Annotated in this window: 18 protein-coding genes; all 18 read left to right on the top strand. The window is 46.8% G+C overall.

The window, feature by feature from the left end; translation table 11 throughout:
* Entirely contained in the window at nucleotides 1-1,509 is a 1,509-nt protein-coding gene (locus tag SOS22_RS07275) for a phage minor capsid protein (protein ID WP_320596797.1), read from the top strand.
* Nucleotides 1,506-1,691, top strand: a complete 186-nt coding sequence (locus tag SOS22_RS07270; protein ID WP_320596796.1) for a hypothetical protein — start codon at nucleotides 1,506-1,508, stop codon at nucleotides 1,689-1,691. The genes SOS22_RS07275 and SOS22_RS07270 overlap by 4 nt, the downstream gene beginning before the upstream one ends.
* A 2-nt stretch (nucleotides 1,692-1,693) precedes the next feature.
* Nucleotides 1,694-2,017, top strand: coding sequence for a YjcQ family protein (locus tag SOS22_RS07265; protein ID WP_320596795.1), 324 nt, complete (start codon nucleotides 1,694-1,696; stop codon nucleotides 2,015-2,017).
* A gap of 319 nt (nucleotides 2,018-2,336) precedes the next feature.
* The gene (locus SOS22_RS07260) at nucleotides 2,337-2,894 is read left to right on the top strand and encodes a phage scaffolding protein (RefSeq protein WP_320596794.1); all 558 of its coding nucleotides are present in this window, start codon (nucleotides 2,337-2,339) and stop codon (nucleotides 2,892-2,894) included.
* Nucleotides 2,895-2,905: 11 nt separating this feature from the next.
* Entirely contained in the window at nucleotides 2,906-3,727 is an 822-nt protein-coding gene (locus SOS22_RS07255; protein ID WP_320596793.1) for a hypothetical protein, read from the top strand.
* A gap of 88 nt (nucleotides 3,728-3,815) precedes the next feature.
* Nucleotides 3,816-4,145 (top strand): hypothetical protein, encoded by a 330-nt coding sequence (locus tag SOS22_RS07250; protein ID WP_320596792.1) that lies wholly within the window; start codon nucleotides 3,816-3,818, stop codon nucleotides 4,143-4,145.
* A 1-nt stretch (nucleotide 4,146) separates the two neighbouring features.
* Nucleotides 4,147-4,509 carry a DUF6751 family protein gene (locus SOS22_RS07245; protein ID WP_320596791.1) on the top strand — a complete coding sequence of 121 codons (363 nt, stop codon included), beginning with the start codon at nucleotides 4,147-4,149 and terminating at the stop codon, nucleotides 4,507-4,509.
* The gene (locus tag SOS22_RS07240; RefSeq protein WP_320596790.1) at nucleotides 4,509-4,946 is read left to right on the top strand and encodes a minor capsid protein; all 438 of its coding nucleotides are present in this window, start codon (nucleotides 4,509-4,511) and stop codon (nucleotides 4,944-4,946) included. Before SOS22_RS07245 ends, SOS22_RS07240 begins: the two co-directional genes overlap by 1 nt.
* 420 nt (nucleotides 4,947-5,366) lie before the next feature.
* Complete coding sequence (locus SOS22_RS07235) at nucleotides 5,367-5,873, top strand: hypothetical protein (protein WP_320596789.1); 507 nt, start codon at nucleotides 5,367-5,369, stop codon at nucleotides 5,871-5,873.
* A gap of 64 nt (nucleotides 5,874-5,937) precedes the next feature.
* A complete protein-coding gene (locus SOS22_RS07230; protein WP_320596788.1) occupies nucleotides 5,938-6,330 on the top strand; it encodes a DUF6673 family protein in 393 nt (130 codons plus the stop codon).
* A gap of 1 nt (nucleotide 6,331) precedes the next feature.
* Entirely contained in the window at nucleotides 6,332-6,877 is a 546-nt protein-coding gene (locus tag SOS22_RS07225) for a Gp15 family bacteriophage protein (protein ID WP_320596787.1), read from the top strand.
* Nucleotides 6,878-6,896: 19 nt separating this feature from the next.
* Nucleotides 6,897-10,799, top strand: a complete 3,903-nt coding sequence (locus SOS22_RS07220; protein WP_320596786.1) for a phage tail tape measure protein — start codon at nucleotides 6,897-6,899, stop codon at nucleotides 10,797-10,799.
* A complete protein-coding gene (locus SOS22_RS07215) occupies nucleotides 10,796-11,659 on the top strand; it encodes a phage distal tail protein (protein WP_320596785.1) in 864 nt (287 codons plus the stop codon). Before SOS22_RS07220 ends, SOS22_RS07215 begins: the two co-directional genes overlap by 4 nt.
* 1 nt (nucleotide 11,660) lies before the next feature.
* Nucleotides 11,661-12,722 (top strand): siphovirus ReqiPepy6 Gp37-like family protein, encoded by a 1,062-nt coding sequence (locus SOS22_RS07210; RefSeq protein WP_320596784.1) that lies wholly within the window; start codon nucleotides 11,661-11,663, stop codon nucleotides 12,720-12,722.
* Nucleotide 12,723: 1 nt separating this feature from the next.
* Nucleotides 12,724-13,464 (top strand): hypothetical protein, encoded by a 741-nt coding sequence (locus SOS22_RS07205; RefSeq protein WP_320596783.1) that lies wholly within the window; start codon nucleotides 12,724-12,726, stop codon nucleotides 13,462-13,464.
* Nucleotides 13,464-13,844 carry a hypothetical protein gene (locus SOS22_RS07200; RefSeq protein ID WP_320596782.1) on the top strand — a complete coding sequence of 127 codons (381 nt, stop codon included), beginning with the start codon at nucleotides 13,464-13,466 and terminating at the stop codon, nucleotides 13,842-13,844. Before SOS22_RS07205 ends, SOS22_RS07200 begins: the two co-directional genes overlap by 1 nt.
* Nucleotides 13,845-14,299: 455 nt before the next feature.
* Complete coding sequence (locus SOS22_RS07195; RefSeq protein WP_320596781.1) at nucleotides 14,300-14,689, top strand: hypothetical protein; 390 nt, start codon at nucleotides 14,300-14,302, stop codon at nucleotides 14,687-14,689.
* 13 nt (nucleotides 14,690-14,702) lie between these two features.
* Nucleotides 14,703-15,083, top strand: coding sequence for a hypothetical protein (locus SOS22_RS07190; RefSeq protein ID WP_320596780.1), 381 nt, complete (start codon nucleotides 14,703-14,705; stop codon nucleotides 15,081-15,083).
* Nucleotides 15,084-15,240: the final 157 nt, after the last annotated feature.

The raw sequence follows: 15,240 nt of genomic DNA, 5'->3' as shown, positions 1-15,240 counted from the left end.
ATGATCGACCCAAGCACATTAGAGTCTTATGGCTATGGCGCCGAAAAGATATTTGCGAATTTGGAGATACGGATCATGCTTGATGTGGCCAGGCGGATCCATGACGCCAGTGTGATCACACGAAGTGCAGACTGGCAGCTGTACCAACTCAAATTGATGGGCTACTCCAATGCGGATATCCGCAAGCTCGTAGAGAGCGCGCTCGGTGATTCTGAGGCTTACGTCAATAGCCTTTATGAGGAGGCTATCAAGACCGACTACATTCGCTACAAGCCAATGTATGAATATCTGAATAAGGACTTTGTGCCATGGGTAGCCAATGCGCAATTGCGCGCTATCGTAGAGCAGAAGCGAAGAAATACGATCAATGACTACACCAACATGACGCGCAGCCTTGGCTTTGTCGTAAAAGAAGATACCGGACTGAAAGCGGTAAGGCTAACTGATTATGTTAACAACAAGCTCAATCAGTGTTATGTAGATATTGCATCCGGTGCCTTTGACTACAACACGACTCTGCGCAAGGCCGTAACAGAGATGACCAACTCGGGTGTGAGGTGGATCAACTATGATACTGGTTGGCACAACCGCATTACGGTAGCAGCAAGACGTGCGGTCATGTCGAGCCTATCGGATATCAACTCGAGTATATCCGATCAAGTGGCCAAGGACCTTAATACGGATATGTTTGAGGTTACTGCGCACGCCAACGCACGTCCAACGCATGCGGAATGGCAAGGCGGTTGGTACACCAAGCGAGAGCTTGAAGAAGTTTGTGGCCTTGGAGATGTAACGGGCCTTCTCGGCGCGAACTGCTACCACAACTACTATCCGGTGATACCTGGACTAAGTAAGCACACTTACACTAAGAACGAGCTCGAAGAGTGGAAGAATGACACGCCAAAAGAGTATGGCGGCAAGTCTTATACAGGATATGAAGTGACACAACGCATGCGCAAGATGGAGACCAACATGCGTGCCTATCGTGAGCGTATCAAGATCCTGAAAGAGTCCGGTGGATCCGAAACCGATATACTGGCCACACAGGCCAGATATCGGGTACAAATGAGCGAGTACGCTAGATTTAGCGATGCGATGGGGCTAAAGCAACAAAAAGAACGCATCTATGCCGACGGGCTTGGTAAGATGGGAAATCCCTTTCCGGATACAAGGAAACTTAAGGACATTCATCTACCCGTAAGTCTAGGTGCCAGATGGTCGAACTATGATATATACGATTCTGAGTCGGATGATTATTATCATTTTATAGAAGGCACCCATTTACAAAATATTGAAGTATTTGCTGGAAAAGGTGTATCAAAGGGCTTAAAATATGAAGTGAAAGAAGGATTGTCCAAACAATTTGGTGGCAATCCTAATGATTGGCAACATGTGAAAGGCTTCGGCTTGATTGATTTCTATGGCGAACCAAGACATGCAGAAGTGCATTGGTTTCAAAATAGGGACGTAGGAAAAATAAAATTTAAAGTCAAGGAGTGGTTGGAATGAAAGCTAAATGGAAGGGAAAAACAAGTTCTTTTATGCTCACCCATAATAAAGTTTACGATGTCATATCCATAGAAAAGGGTTGGTACAGAGTGGTTGATGATTCTGATGACGACTATTTGTATCCACCAGAAGGGTTTGAAATCGTGGACCCAAATATGGATGGGGTTACGGTAAAGGATTAACCATGTCTGAAAGCATCAAATTAATCTATAAAATCCTAAAGATCCTAGAGAAATCAATGGATTACCCTGAATTCGATGTTGATAGATTGAGCCCTGAAACACTCGGTATTTCTGCAAGTCGTCGTGATGCCCTGTTAGAAATGCTTCTTAAAAAAGGGTATATAGATGGTATCGAAGTTAAAAAATATATTGGCGACAAATACAATACCGTGATTGGTATTGAAAACATCAAGATAACAATTGACGGTCTTGAATATCTGGAAGACAACAGCCTGATGAAAAAAGCAGCAAATCTTGCAAAAGGAATTGCAGAAATAATTAATTAGCACATCTGAAACGGTGTGCTTTTTTAGTGAGACAAAACTTATGTGCAGACATGTTTATACTGAATTGATTGAGAAATCTTATTATGATCATAACCTACAATGCAGAGCAGAAAAGAGAGTACGTACGTGTATTCTTTGCGGCAAGACAGAAAAGGAGACGATATACGTGAAAGATCCGCCGAAGCGAAAGCTACCTAAATTTATTCATGATGATCTAAGTAATGCTTAGGTCTTTTTTAAATGCCCTCGGTATGGCGTTAAAAGGCAACGACCGGAGCGGAGCGAACCGTGTTAAAAAAGTGTTATGGAGGATATTTAAATGAAACGAGATGATCTAAAAAAGATCGAAGGACTTACCAGTGAACAGATTGATGCCATTATGAAATTGCATGGTACCGATACTTCAGAATGGAATCAAAAACTGGAAGAACAGAAAAAGGAAGTCCAAAAAAGGGATGACACGATCAATGAATTGACTGAAAAGGTCAGAGCCTATGATGGTGTCGATGTAGCAAAGCTACAAAGCGATTTGAGTGAGTGGGAAGCAAAGTACAACAAAGATATGGCGGCAAAAGATAAAGACTTTGCGAAGCGGATGTACTTCAGCACGATCCAATTCAATAGCAACTTGGCCAAGAAAGCCGCTATGGAGGCCTTCGATGAAAAGAATCTTGAATTCAAAGATGGAAAGTTCGTCGGCGCCGATGAATTTATTGAGGGCCTGAAGAAGTCCGATCCACAAGCATTCAAATTGACAGATCCAGACCCTAAGCCAAAAGGAAAAGGCGCACCAATGGGTGGAAGGGCACCTGGGTCTGACGACCTGGACGGCGTAGAAGAGCGCTTCTACGAATTGAATCCAGGACTTAAAAAATAGGAGGATAAAAGATGGCACACACACCACAAGAAAGATATTCAAATCTAGTATTAGCGAAATTACGCGCTACTTCCATCTTTGCCGGGTTGTTCAACACCCGCTATGAGGGGACACCAACGGCCGGAGCCGTAAAGATCCCAGTACGTGATACTGAAGTAGCGGTTGGCGATTACAACAAATCAAAAGGTGGAACATTATCTGAAGGAAGCACGACGTATAAAACCTTACCAATCGATAAGGACAAATACGTCAATGAATTGATTGATGGATTCGATGCAGAAAGCGTACCGGATAACTTGGTAGCCGATCGTTTAGATTCTGCCGGATATTCGATGGGCGTTAGCTTGGATTCAGAGTTGGTTAATTTATGCGCGACCACTGGTACTGCTCTATCCGGAACTGCTGCATTGACCAAATCCAATATCTATGAAGACATCGTGGATGCTGTGCAGACTGCAAAAAAGAAGCACATCCACGTAAATGAAATGTGGTTAGCGGTAACCAACGACACATATGCGACCTTGTTGAAATCCGATCAATTTATTCATGCGTCGCAATTAGGTGACTCGGTGATCCAGTCCGGTGTGGTTGGACGTATTGCCGGTGTCAATGTCTATGAATCTGACAACATTGATGACAAACTGAACGTCCAATATATTTTGGGCAACAATGTTTTCTGTCACTATGTAGCAGAGTGGATGGTACCTGTAGCGATCAACGATTTGAAAGACGGCGCACATATCGGTGCATCTGCCGTACAAGGACGTCAATGCTATGGCGATATGATTTCACGACCTGAAACCGTATTGGTCAAGAAAAAAGCATCCGCTTAGATCGGAGGTGTAGCTGATGGCTCTTACATACGATAACTATGAGAGCTCGAGCCTTAGTCCGATGACACATCAGGAGTATGACTACTATGTGGATGATGCGATCATGACGGTGCGTGGTTACTGCCACGGTCGTATCCCGGACAATCTGTCCGAGATGGAGACACAGGAACCAACGGCCTATAGGGCCCTTGAAAAGTGTGTCTATCGTGTGGCTGATCGTTTGAAAGACCTCGACAAAGCCTTCAATCAGACGGACGGCATCGCAAGTGAAACCACGGACGGGCACTCGGTCACTTTTGAGAAGCGTGATCATGCGAGCCGGGAAGCCGATTTATACAGATTGGTACGTAAGTACCTGATGCCAACAGGGTTACTGTATAGCGGCTATGATCCTTATTGGGACGATCGGAAGTGGTAGCATGTTGGATACTGATCAAGTGATCACACACGTATACAGTGTGTATGACAAAGCTACACGCACCAATGTCCATAAAAAGGAAGTGCTAACCGGTTCGTGGTTCCGTAAGAGCCAGGTCACGATCGAAGGCAAATCCGCGGTAAGCGCGGACGCTGTGATCGTACGCATACCGGTAGCAACCGGATCCACTGCGCCGACTATTAAGGTGACGGACTACATGGTACTTGGAAATGTCGATACCGATGGCAAGACCATAGCAGATATCAAGAAGGCCTATCCGGAGTGCTTTGAGGTCCAATCGGTGACTTATAACATGCACTCCGTATCCGGCTATTCCAACCATGTGAGAGTGAGTGGATCCTGATGACACGTACTTTTAACATTCCTCTTGAGAACCGGACCATCGTGATACGCACCAAAGGTGGCGAGGTCAAAGGTGAGCTCAAATGGAATCCAACTTATAATCCAAGCAATCGCTTTGAGGTAGCACAAACCTATGTCGATACAGAGGTCATCCGATTGAATGATCCTATGGTACCGTTCCGCCAAGGGGCATTGCGAAGCAGTGGCATGCGAGCATCATCAATTGGTGATGGGTGGGTACGATACAGTACGCCATATGCGCGCTATCAGTACTACGGCAAGGTCATGATCGGACATGCGCCTAAGACGGTGACCAACATACCGCTAACCTATAGCGGCGCACCACGACGCGGCGCTAAATGGTTTGAGCGAATGAAAGCACAGAATCTGAACCATATCATGAGAGGAGCTGGACGGATCATTGGAAGTGGTAAATAAATTAGAAAAGATACGGGACTACTTTTGTGGATGCCCGTATCTGAAAGATGGACTTTTCAATATCGACTATCTAGGCAATGAAGCGATACAGTACGCTATCGTAAGCCAGATCAACGCCAGTCCCGTGATCAAGAGATACACGGATGGAGAGAAGCTTATGCAGTACCCTTTCAGTTTCATGTCCGTGGAGCAATACTCCTCGGATATACTGGATCAGATCAGTGCATCGGGCTTCTATGAGCAACTTGAAAAGTGGATAAATGAGCAGAATGATATCGGTAATCTGCCCGACATACCGAATATCCAAAGTATCGAGGTACTCGCACCAGGGTACCTTTTTGACGTATATGGCACAGGTATGGCCAAATACGAGATCCAATGTCGGGTAACATACCTGGAATATTAAAGGAGGATAACTAAATGGCAGAAGCTAAAAAAGGCTTAGTAACTCGTGATAAGAAGGTCGCTTTTATGGCCGTGGCCGGTGCGACCGATGGAACTTATACACGCATGACAAAATTCACAGAAATGTCGAAAAGCTCTAACGCAAATGAGTACTCGCGTAAATACGTGGATCAACCTGGTGAGGATAGTGATGTAACTGGGTATAGCCCATCTTACTCTTACGCGTTTGACCAATACGTAGGCAACGCCGTGCATGATGATATCGTCAAGATCACGGATAACGAATTGGTAGGTGACGATGCCGTACGTACGATCATCGTGGTTGACTTCACACAGCCAGGTACAGAAGCAGACTCGTACAAAGCCAAAAAGCGTGAATACTCGGTAATTCCAGACTCTGATGGAGACGACGAAAACACTTACACATACTCCGGTGATTTGAAGTCCAAAGGTGTATCGACGGATGTCATCGTCACATCCTCAGATAACTGGAAGACCTGCAAGGAATCTACAAGCGCTTAAAAAGATATGATGGATGGGCTAAGCGCTCATCCTTTTTACTTTTTGAAAAGGAGGATAAAGAACCATGAGCAAGTGGAAAATCAGAGATGCAGTGCTCGAATTTGATTGGAACGATTATGATGACACCATGCGCTTCCATGAAGCCGAAGAAGCCCTTAATAAAAAGGGCCTGGAAAAGGCCTTAAACAAACCGAATATCACTCAATGGGATCAAACAAAGCTATACTGTGAGGCCTGGAACCAATATTTTGATACGGTATTTGGCGTCGGCACATCTGATAAACTCTTCAACGGCAAGCGTAACCGCGTGCTTACCACGACCACAATTTGCGCATACACCGAATTCATGAAGAAGGCACGTGAAGAAGCAAATGAGGCAGATGTAGAAGCATCTAAACAATTAGATAAAGCCTATAAAGATCTAAGCGAATTCTTGAAAGATAAAATGGTGAACTGACATGAACCCGCTAACTCAGAAACTGCCGTCAACACTGGCCGTATCTGGGAAAGAGTACCGGATCATCACAGACTTCCGGTACTGGCTACAAATCAACGAAGCAATCATGGGTCATACAAGAGACGATATAGGTGCTCTGATTGAAGGTCTATTCGTGGAGGGTATGCCAGAGAGCACGGACGCCGAAGAACTGATGCAACAGATTGGGTGGTTTCTGCGATGCGGCGAACAGCTGCACGCGCAAACATCCAAGCAAAAAGAGACCTTCAGTTACACGGCGGATGCGGACTATATCATAGCCGCCTTCCAGGAGTTCTATGGCATCGACCTGATGAGCATCGATGATCTGCACTGGTGGCGGTTCAATATCCTATTGAACGCAATGAGCGGAGACAGTGAGCTCAAAGAGCGTGTGCGATTCCGAAATATTAAATTGAGTGATATCAAGGACAGAAAGCAACGCAAGCAGATCAAGCGGATACAGCGTATGATCGCACTGCCTCATGCGCCGATTGATGATACAGATATAGGCGCCGCTCTATGGTAAGGAAAGGAAGTGACAGCATATGGCAGATGGGTCCTTAATTTTTGATACTCACATCAATGAAAAAGGCTTCTCCAGTGGCGTAAGCAAGATTGGAAAAGCCGCGAAGACAGGTCTTAAAGTAGCTGGTGCTTCTTTGGTGGCAATGTCCGGCTATGCACTCAAGGTTGGTACTGATTTCGATTACGCCATGAGCGAAGTCAAAGCCATATCCGGTGCTACTGGCAAGGACTTCCAGGCTCTACGCGATAAGGCTCTGGAGATGGGCGCCAAAACCAAGTTCAGTGCTACGGAAGCCGGAGAGGCCATGAAGTATATGGCCATGGCCGGATGGAAGACTGGTGACATGCTAAGCGGTATCGAAGGAATTATGAACCTGGCGGCTGCATCCGGTGAGGACCTGGCCACTACTTCCGATATCGTAACGGACGCGTTGACCGCATTCGGTCTAGCCGCATCAGACTCGGCACACTTTGCGGACGTACTGGCGGCCGCATCATCTAACTCCAACACCAATGTCGGATTGATGGGCGCGACCTTCAAATATGTTGCATCAGTGGCCGGAGCTCTAGGCTATAAGGTCGAGGATGTAGCACAAGCCATTGGCTTGATGGCCAACTCTGGAATCAAGGGCGAGCAAGCAGGTACGGCCCTGCGGTCCATACTTACGCGGATGTCCAAGCCTACGGATGATGTAGCAGCCGCGATGGATCAACTGCATATCTCGCTGACCAACGCCGATGGCTCCATGAAGCCTTTTGGCCAGGTGTTGACGGAACTGCGGTCATCCTTCTCCGGATTGACGGCGGACCAGAAAGCACAGTACGCGGCGACCCTTGCCGGACAGGAAGGCATGTCCGGACTGTTGGCAATCGTCAATGCATCAGACTCGGACTATAAAAAGTTAAAAGACTCAATTGATAACTGTGACGGTTCGGCCAAAAAGATGGCCGATACCATGAACAACAACCTAAAAGGTCAATTCACGATCCTGAAAAGCTCACTGGAAGGTCTAGGTATAGCTTTCTATGACAAGCTCAAAGGCCCTCTAACAGAAGCCGTAAAGGCCTCGATCAAGAGCCTGAATGAATTGACGGCATCCATGCAGAACGGTCAACTAGCGGACAGTTTCACACAAGTGGCCGATGCGATGGGCTTGGTCGTAAGTGTAGGCGTCAAAGGCCTCACCAAAGCTATACCGATCGTAATCAAGTCTTTTAGCTGGTTTATATCGCATGGTAAGGCAACGGCCAGTGCCATAGCAGGTATTGGCACGGCAATGATCGCGGTCAAGAAAGGCGCCGCTATAGCCGGAACTTTCAACAAGGCAAGAGCCGTGATATCGCTCTTCTCAACTACAGTGACCGCCGATATGAGCCTAGCAACTAAAGCTACAGAGCTCTTTAGATTGGCGACCATGGGTCTATCACCTACGGCATTAACGGTTGGTATCGTTGGTCTGACCGCAGCAGTTGCTACTTATGTGGCGATTACAAAAATATCCAATAAAGAAAAGGATGTAAATGCAGAGAAGACGGATGCCCTGATCCAGAAGCATAAGAGTTTCACGGCCACTTTGGAATCCCATAATAAGGCCGCAAAGGAACAGCTGAATACGCTGGATGACAATAGTGCCAAAGCTACTGTACTGGCATCAAAGATTGAGACACTGGCGAGCAAAGAGCATAAATCTGCTGGCGAGAAGCAACTGCTAAAGCAGTACATCGACGACCTGAATGCGGTAATGCCTGGGCTCAACTTGTCGTACGATGAAAATACCGATAAGCTCAATCAATCCACGAGTGCCATTTATGCGAATATAGCGGCATTACAGGAACAGGCCAAAGCACAGGCATATCAAGAACTAGCAAAGCAATCTGCTAAAGATCTGGCAAAAGCAGAGACAAATCTAGCCGATGCCAATAAACAAAATGAAAAAAATACGGCGGCCGTAGAAAAAGCACAAAAGCAGTACAACAAGGCGAAAAAAGAGGCTACAGATGCGTCTGGCAATATCGCTAGCAAGTATAGCGAAGAGGGCCAGGCACTCGAAAAGGCCGAACAAAAGTTAATCAAAGCCAAAGAGACACAAGGGAAGTCCAAAAAAGAAGTCGAAGAGTATAAGAATCAAATCGAAGGCTTGAACAAGAAACTGGAAGAATACGCTAACTCTTCTGCAGATGCCCAACAGAAAACAGCCAACTTCCAGTCTGTACTACAACAGGCACAGGAAGCGGGTATCGAGATACCGGAATCTGTCATCAAAGGAATCCAGTCGGGCATGTATGATCTGCCTCAGACTCTGGATCAGATGAAAAACCTGATCAACTTCGATCCGATCGCGCAAAAAGCTAAAGAAGCAGGCATCAACATCCCGCAAAGCGTAAGCGAAGGCATCATGAACGGTACATATGCCGTACCTGCAAGCATCGAGCAATTAAAGAACCTGATCAGCTTCGATGGCATCGCACAGAAAGCTCAAAAGGCCGGTATCGATATACCGCAAAGCGTAAGTGAAGGTATCATGAACGGCACATATCAGGTGCCTACGAGCGTCGAACAACTTAAGAAATTGATCCAGCTTGATAACCTCGCACCAAATGCCGAGGTGGACGGTCAAAAGATTCCAGACGATATCGTCAAAGGTATCCTGTCCGGCAAGATCAAGATGCCTACAAGCATCGAGGAGCTAAAAGCATTGATCAACTCATCGCTAGACAATGCACAAGCGGATATCGATGCCAATGCCGAGGCCAATGGCGGATCTACATCAACACATTATCAGACAGGTATGCACGCCAAAATTCCAGGCGTACAGGCCGAGGGTCTTAACCTTAAGACCGCCGCCAAGACTTCCATGACGGATGACGGCACTACGTCCATATTAGGTATGGCGCTAGGCAATAACTATGGATCCGGTATTGGATCTACGGCGGGAACCGTACTGATGCACGCACTAGGTCTTAAGAACTCCGCCTTGTCGGGAACGGCAGATACAGGTGGCATGTTCGCAAATGGATCCATGTCCGGCGGTCAATACGGATCTGGTATCGGGTCTGCAAGTGGCAGCGTTCTGTCGATGGCTTCCGCATTAATGATGATGGCCTTAACAGGTACATCCGGAGGCGCATTCTTTGCGAATGGTTCCGCTTCTGGTGGCCAGTATGGATCCGGTCTAGCCGCATCCGGTGGTGTATCAACCTCGTCTGCAACCAAGCTAAAGCAACTGGCACAGACGGCCTTAACAGGCGGTTCTTTTAGAAGCAAGGGATCGCAATCAGGTAATGCCTATGCACAAGGATTAGGAAGCGGTCGAGGCAATGCACGATCGAATGCATCCGGTCTTAAGAACGCGGCTGTATCGGCTGTGCAAGGGTCCGGAGAGTTCCAGTCCGCAGGTCTGCAAGCAGCGCAAGGCTATGCAAGAGGTATCAATGCAGGTACGTCATATGTCGCTAGCGCGGCACGTGCCATGGTACAGAAAGCAGCAGCTGCCGCAAAACACGAACAAGACTCGCACTCACCATCCAAGCTATTTAGGAACGATATCGGTATCTGGGCTTCCAAAGGATATGCCTATGGTATCCTGGACGGCATCCGAGACGTTAAGAAGAGCGCTGCACTGATGGTACAAGGCGCCGTATCCAGTGCCACAGATACACAGAATCGACTGAAAGATACGATCAATGGACTGATGCTTGATGGCGGACTGAGCCAGTTGAAAGAATCGGCTCGAACAGTCATAGATAACTTTGTTGGAAGCGCCACAGTGCCACGCCTGGCAGGCGCCTATGGCACGTCAGGAGGTACGACGACCAATTACAACCAAACGAATTACTTCACATCTACGGGGCCTTTAAAGCCGTCTGAACAAGCAACAGAAATGAAAAATGCGTTACGAAGAATGGAGTGGAATAAGCGATGAGAGAGTGGTACATAACTAACTCCTATGGAGTCGAGATAAGCTTTAACGTCGGCGACCCTTTTCGATTGACCAACATCGAGGGCCTAGGCGTCAACAATGTGTCCTTTTCTGAATCTCAGACCATCCACGCCGTAGGAACTACGATATCCGCCTCTTCTGTGGAAGGAAGAGAAATAACACTGGAAGGCGATATGAAAAGCTCGTACGCTAATCGGCGTAAGCTGTTGGATACACTCCTTCCGGACAACGATCTGATCTTTCGGGTCGTTGACAAGGAAGCCGATGTAGATCACTACATCAAATGTCAGGTCAAGAAGAGTCCGGAGATATCCGAGGACCAGGAAGTATACAAGAAGTTCCAGTTTGTGCTCTATGCATCGTATCCATACTGGCGTGATAACAAGGAGTCAATCGTAGCTTTCGTTACGTACAGCAGTGGCTTCAAGTTTAAGCGGTCCTTCTCGAATACAGTGCCGTGGAAGGTTGGGTCAAGGGACGTCAACCAATTGACCTATGCAGTCAATAAAGGTTCAGACAAGACCGGATTCCTGGCACGTTTCGAGGCAACGGGCTATGTGAAAGGACCCGAGATTCTGAAGGTCCTGACACAGGAAAACATCAAGTTTCCGAACCTGGAGATGGGCGAAGGCGATGTGCTTCTCGTATCAACTTATGAGAATGAGAGATATTGCAAGCTCATATCAAATGGTATCGAGAAGAACATCTATTACTTGATGGATGATGACTCTAACTTTTTCGTACTGGACAAGGGAAGCAATGCGGTCCGCTTTGATGCGGTCTCTAATATCGGTAATCTATACTGTACGATAAGCTTCTCGAATACGTATGTAGGTGAGTAGCATGGAAATAGCAATCTATGATAAAGAGGGTGTCAAAGTAGACATCCTCCAAAACACTACATCCATCCAGTGGAACCGGAAGTATAACGAGACAGGTACTTTTGAGATCCACGCAAAAGGAACGGAAACAAACATCAAACTACTAAATACAGAAAATCGACTGGTCAATCAGGATACAAGTGAGATAGGTTTCATAACCTACGTGTTCCCGGACGTATCATCGTCCGGAGAAGAAGATATAGAGGTGCGTGGGTATCTTAACAACCTGGATGATCGGATCAACCCGAACACGGTTACGATCACGACCGTCGAGACAGGTCTGTATAAGCTTGTCAACGATAACAAGCGTGGGCTTGAGATCACTACGGCAGATGTAAAAGGTCTTGAAGAAAAGATAACAGACGGTATAGATACCACTTGGAAATCTCTGCGTGAGTCGTTCGAGACGATCTGCCAGGCTACAGGCCTTGGCTTCCGGATGGTCCGCAAGGATGGCGTCATGAATGTCATCGAGTTGTACAAGCGTGGCATCGTGGACACGGTTAAGTTTTCCGATGAGATTGGGAATATTGTTACACAGTCTTATCTGGACGACATATCGAGCTACAAGAATTACGCCTATGTTGCATGTCAAGGCAAGAGCGAGGAAAGACTCGTGTACAAGGTCGACGTGTCCAATGGCGGACCAATCAAAGAGCTGTATGTGGATGCTCGTGACCTTTCATGGACCTATCAGGATGATAAGAAGGTCGAGCATACCTATACCGCAGAGCAGTACAAAAATAACGCAATCAAACGTGGTATGGAAAAATTAGAAGAGTGTGCCGCGGTCCGTGAATTCACGGCGGATATAAGCTCGGGGGATACGCTCTTTGTATTCCGTAAAGACTACGATCTAGGCGATGTGATACCGGTCAAATCTGTAAAGTACGGCATATCTAAACGCTTCCGGATATCAGCCATCGATGAGATCCTGGAGGACGATGGACCGTCGTACAAGATCACGCTTTCGAATTATGAAGATGAACTAAAAAAGAAAAATATAACTACGGAGGAGGGATAGGATGGCAAATGCCTTTCCACTAAACGATGTCGAGTACCTGGCGGACGATCTGCGAAGATGGTTTGTCGGTCGGGAATCCGGCATCCTTAATATATCAGGCACGGACTTCTCGGTCAGTGCCGCCGGCGGTATGATCGTCAGTGTCAATCCTGGTCAGGCCTATCTGCATACATCGACAGAGAAGACAGGCGGTCTGATGTACTGGACAGATACGCTTAAGCAGTTCCAGGTACAGGTAGCGGATACATCCGATCGATATGACTATATCGCCGTGCGATACTCGAAAGAAGAGAACTCATGTACGCTTAAGTATGTCGTCGGTACTGGCGTAACGCCTACACCGGTGCGTACGACCAACATCTATGAGATCATACTGGCTTACTTCCTGGTACCAGCCAATGCCGGAGAGATCACACAAGCCAATATCGTCGATACGCGACTTAATAGCAAGTACTGCGGCTTGTGCGTGGATACACTGACCAAGATACCGACCGACTCATACGCCAATCAATTAACCGAGTTCATCCAAACCAATCAAGGTATTTTTACGGACTGGTTCGCCACGATCAAGAACTCGCTTGACGGCGATACGGCTGGCAAACTGGCCAACTATATCACAGCACTGCAGGATAAGGTAGCGGCACTTGAACCATACAAAGCTCAGGTGGATACGCTCAATGCGTGGAAGCAGTCGGTACTTGCCGGCGAAACTACGGTAATGATCTTCGAGGAGGAATCTTAATGATAATCGCAAAAATGAATAGCATGATCCACAATCTGGTGGAGCAGAAAGACATCAAAGAGGTGGTGATCGGAAGCCACAAATCCGTCGACTATGGGCACAATATTACATGTACACAAGATCCGACAAGCTTCGACTACCTACTGATCTACGTTTTTGCGCCAGGCGGAAAAAGAAACGTGATTTGTGTGGCAAAATACTACCATGGGAATTGGTATACCCTAGCACCGGCCACTGTCAATCGCACCATCTCACTGCAGATCACATCGTCCGGTACTTCTTTGCGTATCGATATAGCAGAGTGGGTTAACGCATCTGCTAACAATGGGTGCCAAATTGATGCCGTCGTCGGTGTAAATCGGGGGGGGGTCACTGGCTAAGATTCTTAGTTGGCTGGCACCTCGCAGAAAGGTGGTGCTAGCATGCTAACCACTAAAGCTAACTCCAAAGAGTACAAGGTACTAACTGATACTGATCTAGATGTGCAGACTGCTACCGTATCCGGTAACGGCTTGACAGTTACGCTATACAAGAGCGGACGCGTCGTAAATGCCGAGTTTAAGAAAATCGGTAACATGCCAAAAAACGGTTACAATTCTGTGATGCTCACCATACCAGATGGGTTTCGGCCTACAGTGGAGCAACAGATATACTACTTAGGCATCGCCGGAAGCAGTAGGAGTGGAGATGGAAAATACATGGTCAGTAAGGCCGGAGATGTTAGTATGTTTACAACCACAACTGGCGCTATCGAGCGTATCGTGACAGGTTCCTGGATCACTTCGGGGGGGGTAATTAGAGCCCTACTTAGATTGATCCAAAAGGCGGTGATTGGATGCTAAAAACCAAGACACAGTCGACCGCCTACAATCTAGTGACGGACAAAGATATGACTTACTCGTATGCAGAAACCAATACCGGGTCCACATGGGTTGATGGAAAGCCGATATATAGACGCGTCTTTAAGGTGACCAATAAGGCGCTATCTAATGGTGCCGTAGTACAAAGCTTCGCAAGATCAAGCTTTAGCGAGATCACAAGAATCTACGCTTATCTTTGCGGTTCAGATGGCGGACACATACCCTTTACGCGTGTCGGAAGCGGCGGAAAAGGATCAAGTATCGAGTACTCATCCGCTAATAATGGTTTTATATTTATTGGTAGCGACACCTGGGGCGCGCAATCATCCAGATGGCTCATGATCATCGCAGAATACACGAAATAAGAAAGGAAATTATATGTCTACAACTATCTACATCAATAGGGACGATACAGGCCACGTACAGGCCGTATCGACTACATACACAAGTGCAACCAACAACGAAGCAGTGCTAGATGATAGCACTTTTTCTTTTGACAAATTAGAAGGTTATAAGGCTTCCTACGACACCGAAGGAAAGCTACATGTAGCCTTTGACCAGACTCAATACGACGCTTATACCAAGGCGCAAGCCGAGGCCGAGGCGAAGGCCAAAGAAGAAGAAAAGAAGCAAGACAAGCAAGACGAGATCTTAAATCAGATCATGGCGCTTAATATCGATATCGGACAGATGAAAGCGGATATCGACTTCTTAAAAGCAATGTCCGGTGTGGACTCGAACACGGAAGAAGGTGCCTAGTATGACCGTATATCAGATGGCAAAACTATACTATCCAAAGTACTGGACACTGCGCATGCTTCAAATGCTCGTCAAGGCTGGACGACTTACACAAGCCGAAGTTGACGAAATCGTAAGCGGCGCAAAGGAGGGCTAATCTATGAATCAATTACAATCA

Source organism: Absicoccus sp. (genome assembly GCF_034090965.1).
Taxonomy (GTDB): Bacteria; Bacillota_I; Bacilli_A; order Erysipelotrichales; family Erysipelotrichaceae; genus Absicoccus; species Absicoccus intestinalis.
This window is presented reverse-complemented; position numbering and strand designations above follow the sequence as displayed.

Excerpts from the sequence above, each read along its gene's own strand:
- SOS22_RS07260 (WP_320596794.1), top strand. The coding sequence starts at position 2,337 with ATGAAACGAGATGATCTAAAAAAGATCGAAGGACTTACCAGTGAACAG.
- SOS22_RS07190 (WP_320596780.1), top strand. The coding sequence starts at position 14,703 with ATGTCTACAACTATCTACATCAATAGGGACGATACAGGCCACGTACAG.
- SOS22_RS07270 (WP_320596796.1), top strand. The coding sequence starts at position 1,506 with ATGAAAGCTAAATGGAAGGGAAAAACAAGTTCTTTTATGCTCACCCAT.
- SOS22_RS07220 (WP_320596786.1), top strand. The coding sequence starts at position 6,897 with ATGGCAGATGGGTCCTTAATTTTTGATACTCACATCAATGAAAAAGGC.
- SOS22_RS07240 (WP_320596790.1), top strand. The coding sequence starts at position 4,509 with ATGACACGTACTTTTAACATTCCTCTTGAGAACCGGACCATCGTGATA.
- SOS22_RS07245 (WP_320596791.1), top strand. The coding sequence starts at position 4,147 with ATGTTGGATACTGATCAAGTGATCACACACGTATACAGTGTGTATGAC.
- SOS22_RS07235 (WP_320596789.1), top strand. The coding sequence starts at position 5,367 with ATGGCAGAAGCTAAAAAAGGCTTAGTAACTCGTGATAAGAAGGTCGCT.
- SOS22_RS07265 (WP_320596795.1), top strand. The coding sequence starts at position 1,694 with ATGTCTGAAAGCATCAAATTAATCTATAAAATCCTAAAGATCCTAGAG.
- SOS22_RS07200 (WP_320596782.1), top strand. The coding sequence starts at position 13,464 with ATGATAATCGCAAAAATGAATAGCATGATCCACAATCTGGTGGAGCAG.
- SOS22_RS07255 (WP_320596793.1), top strand. The coding sequence starts at position 2,906 with ATGGCACACACACCACAAGAAAGATATTCAAATCTAGTATTAGCGAAA.
- SOS22_RS07230 (WP_320596788.1), top strand. The coding sequence starts at position 5,938 with ATGAGCAAGTGGAAAATCAGAGATGCAGTGCTCGAATTTGATTGGAAC.
- SOS22_RS07205 (WP_320596783.1), top strand. The coding sequence starts at position 12,724 with ATGGCAAATGCCTTTCCACTAAACGATGTCGAGTACCTGGCGGACGAT.
- SOS22_RS07215 (WP_320596785.1), top strand. The coding sequence starts at position 10,796 with ATGAGAGAGTGGTACATAACTAACTCCTATGGAGTCGAGATAAGCTTT.
- SOS22_RS07195 (WP_320596781.1), top strand. The coding sequence starts at position 14,300 with ATGCTAAAAACCAAGACACAGTCGACCGCCTACAATCTAGTGACGGAC.
- SOS22_RS07210 (WP_320596784.1), top strand. The coding sequence starts at position 11,661 with ATGGAAATAGCAATCTATGATAAAGAGGGTGTCAAAGTAGACATCCTC.
- SOS22_RS07275 (WP_320596797.1), top strand. The coding sequence starts at position 1 with ATGATCGACCCAAGCACATTAGAGTCTTATGGCTATGGCGCCGAAAAG.
- SOS22_RS07225 (WP_320596787.1), top strand. The coding sequence starts at position 6,332 with ATGAACCCGCTAACTCAGAAACTGCCGTCAACACTGGCCGTATCTGGG.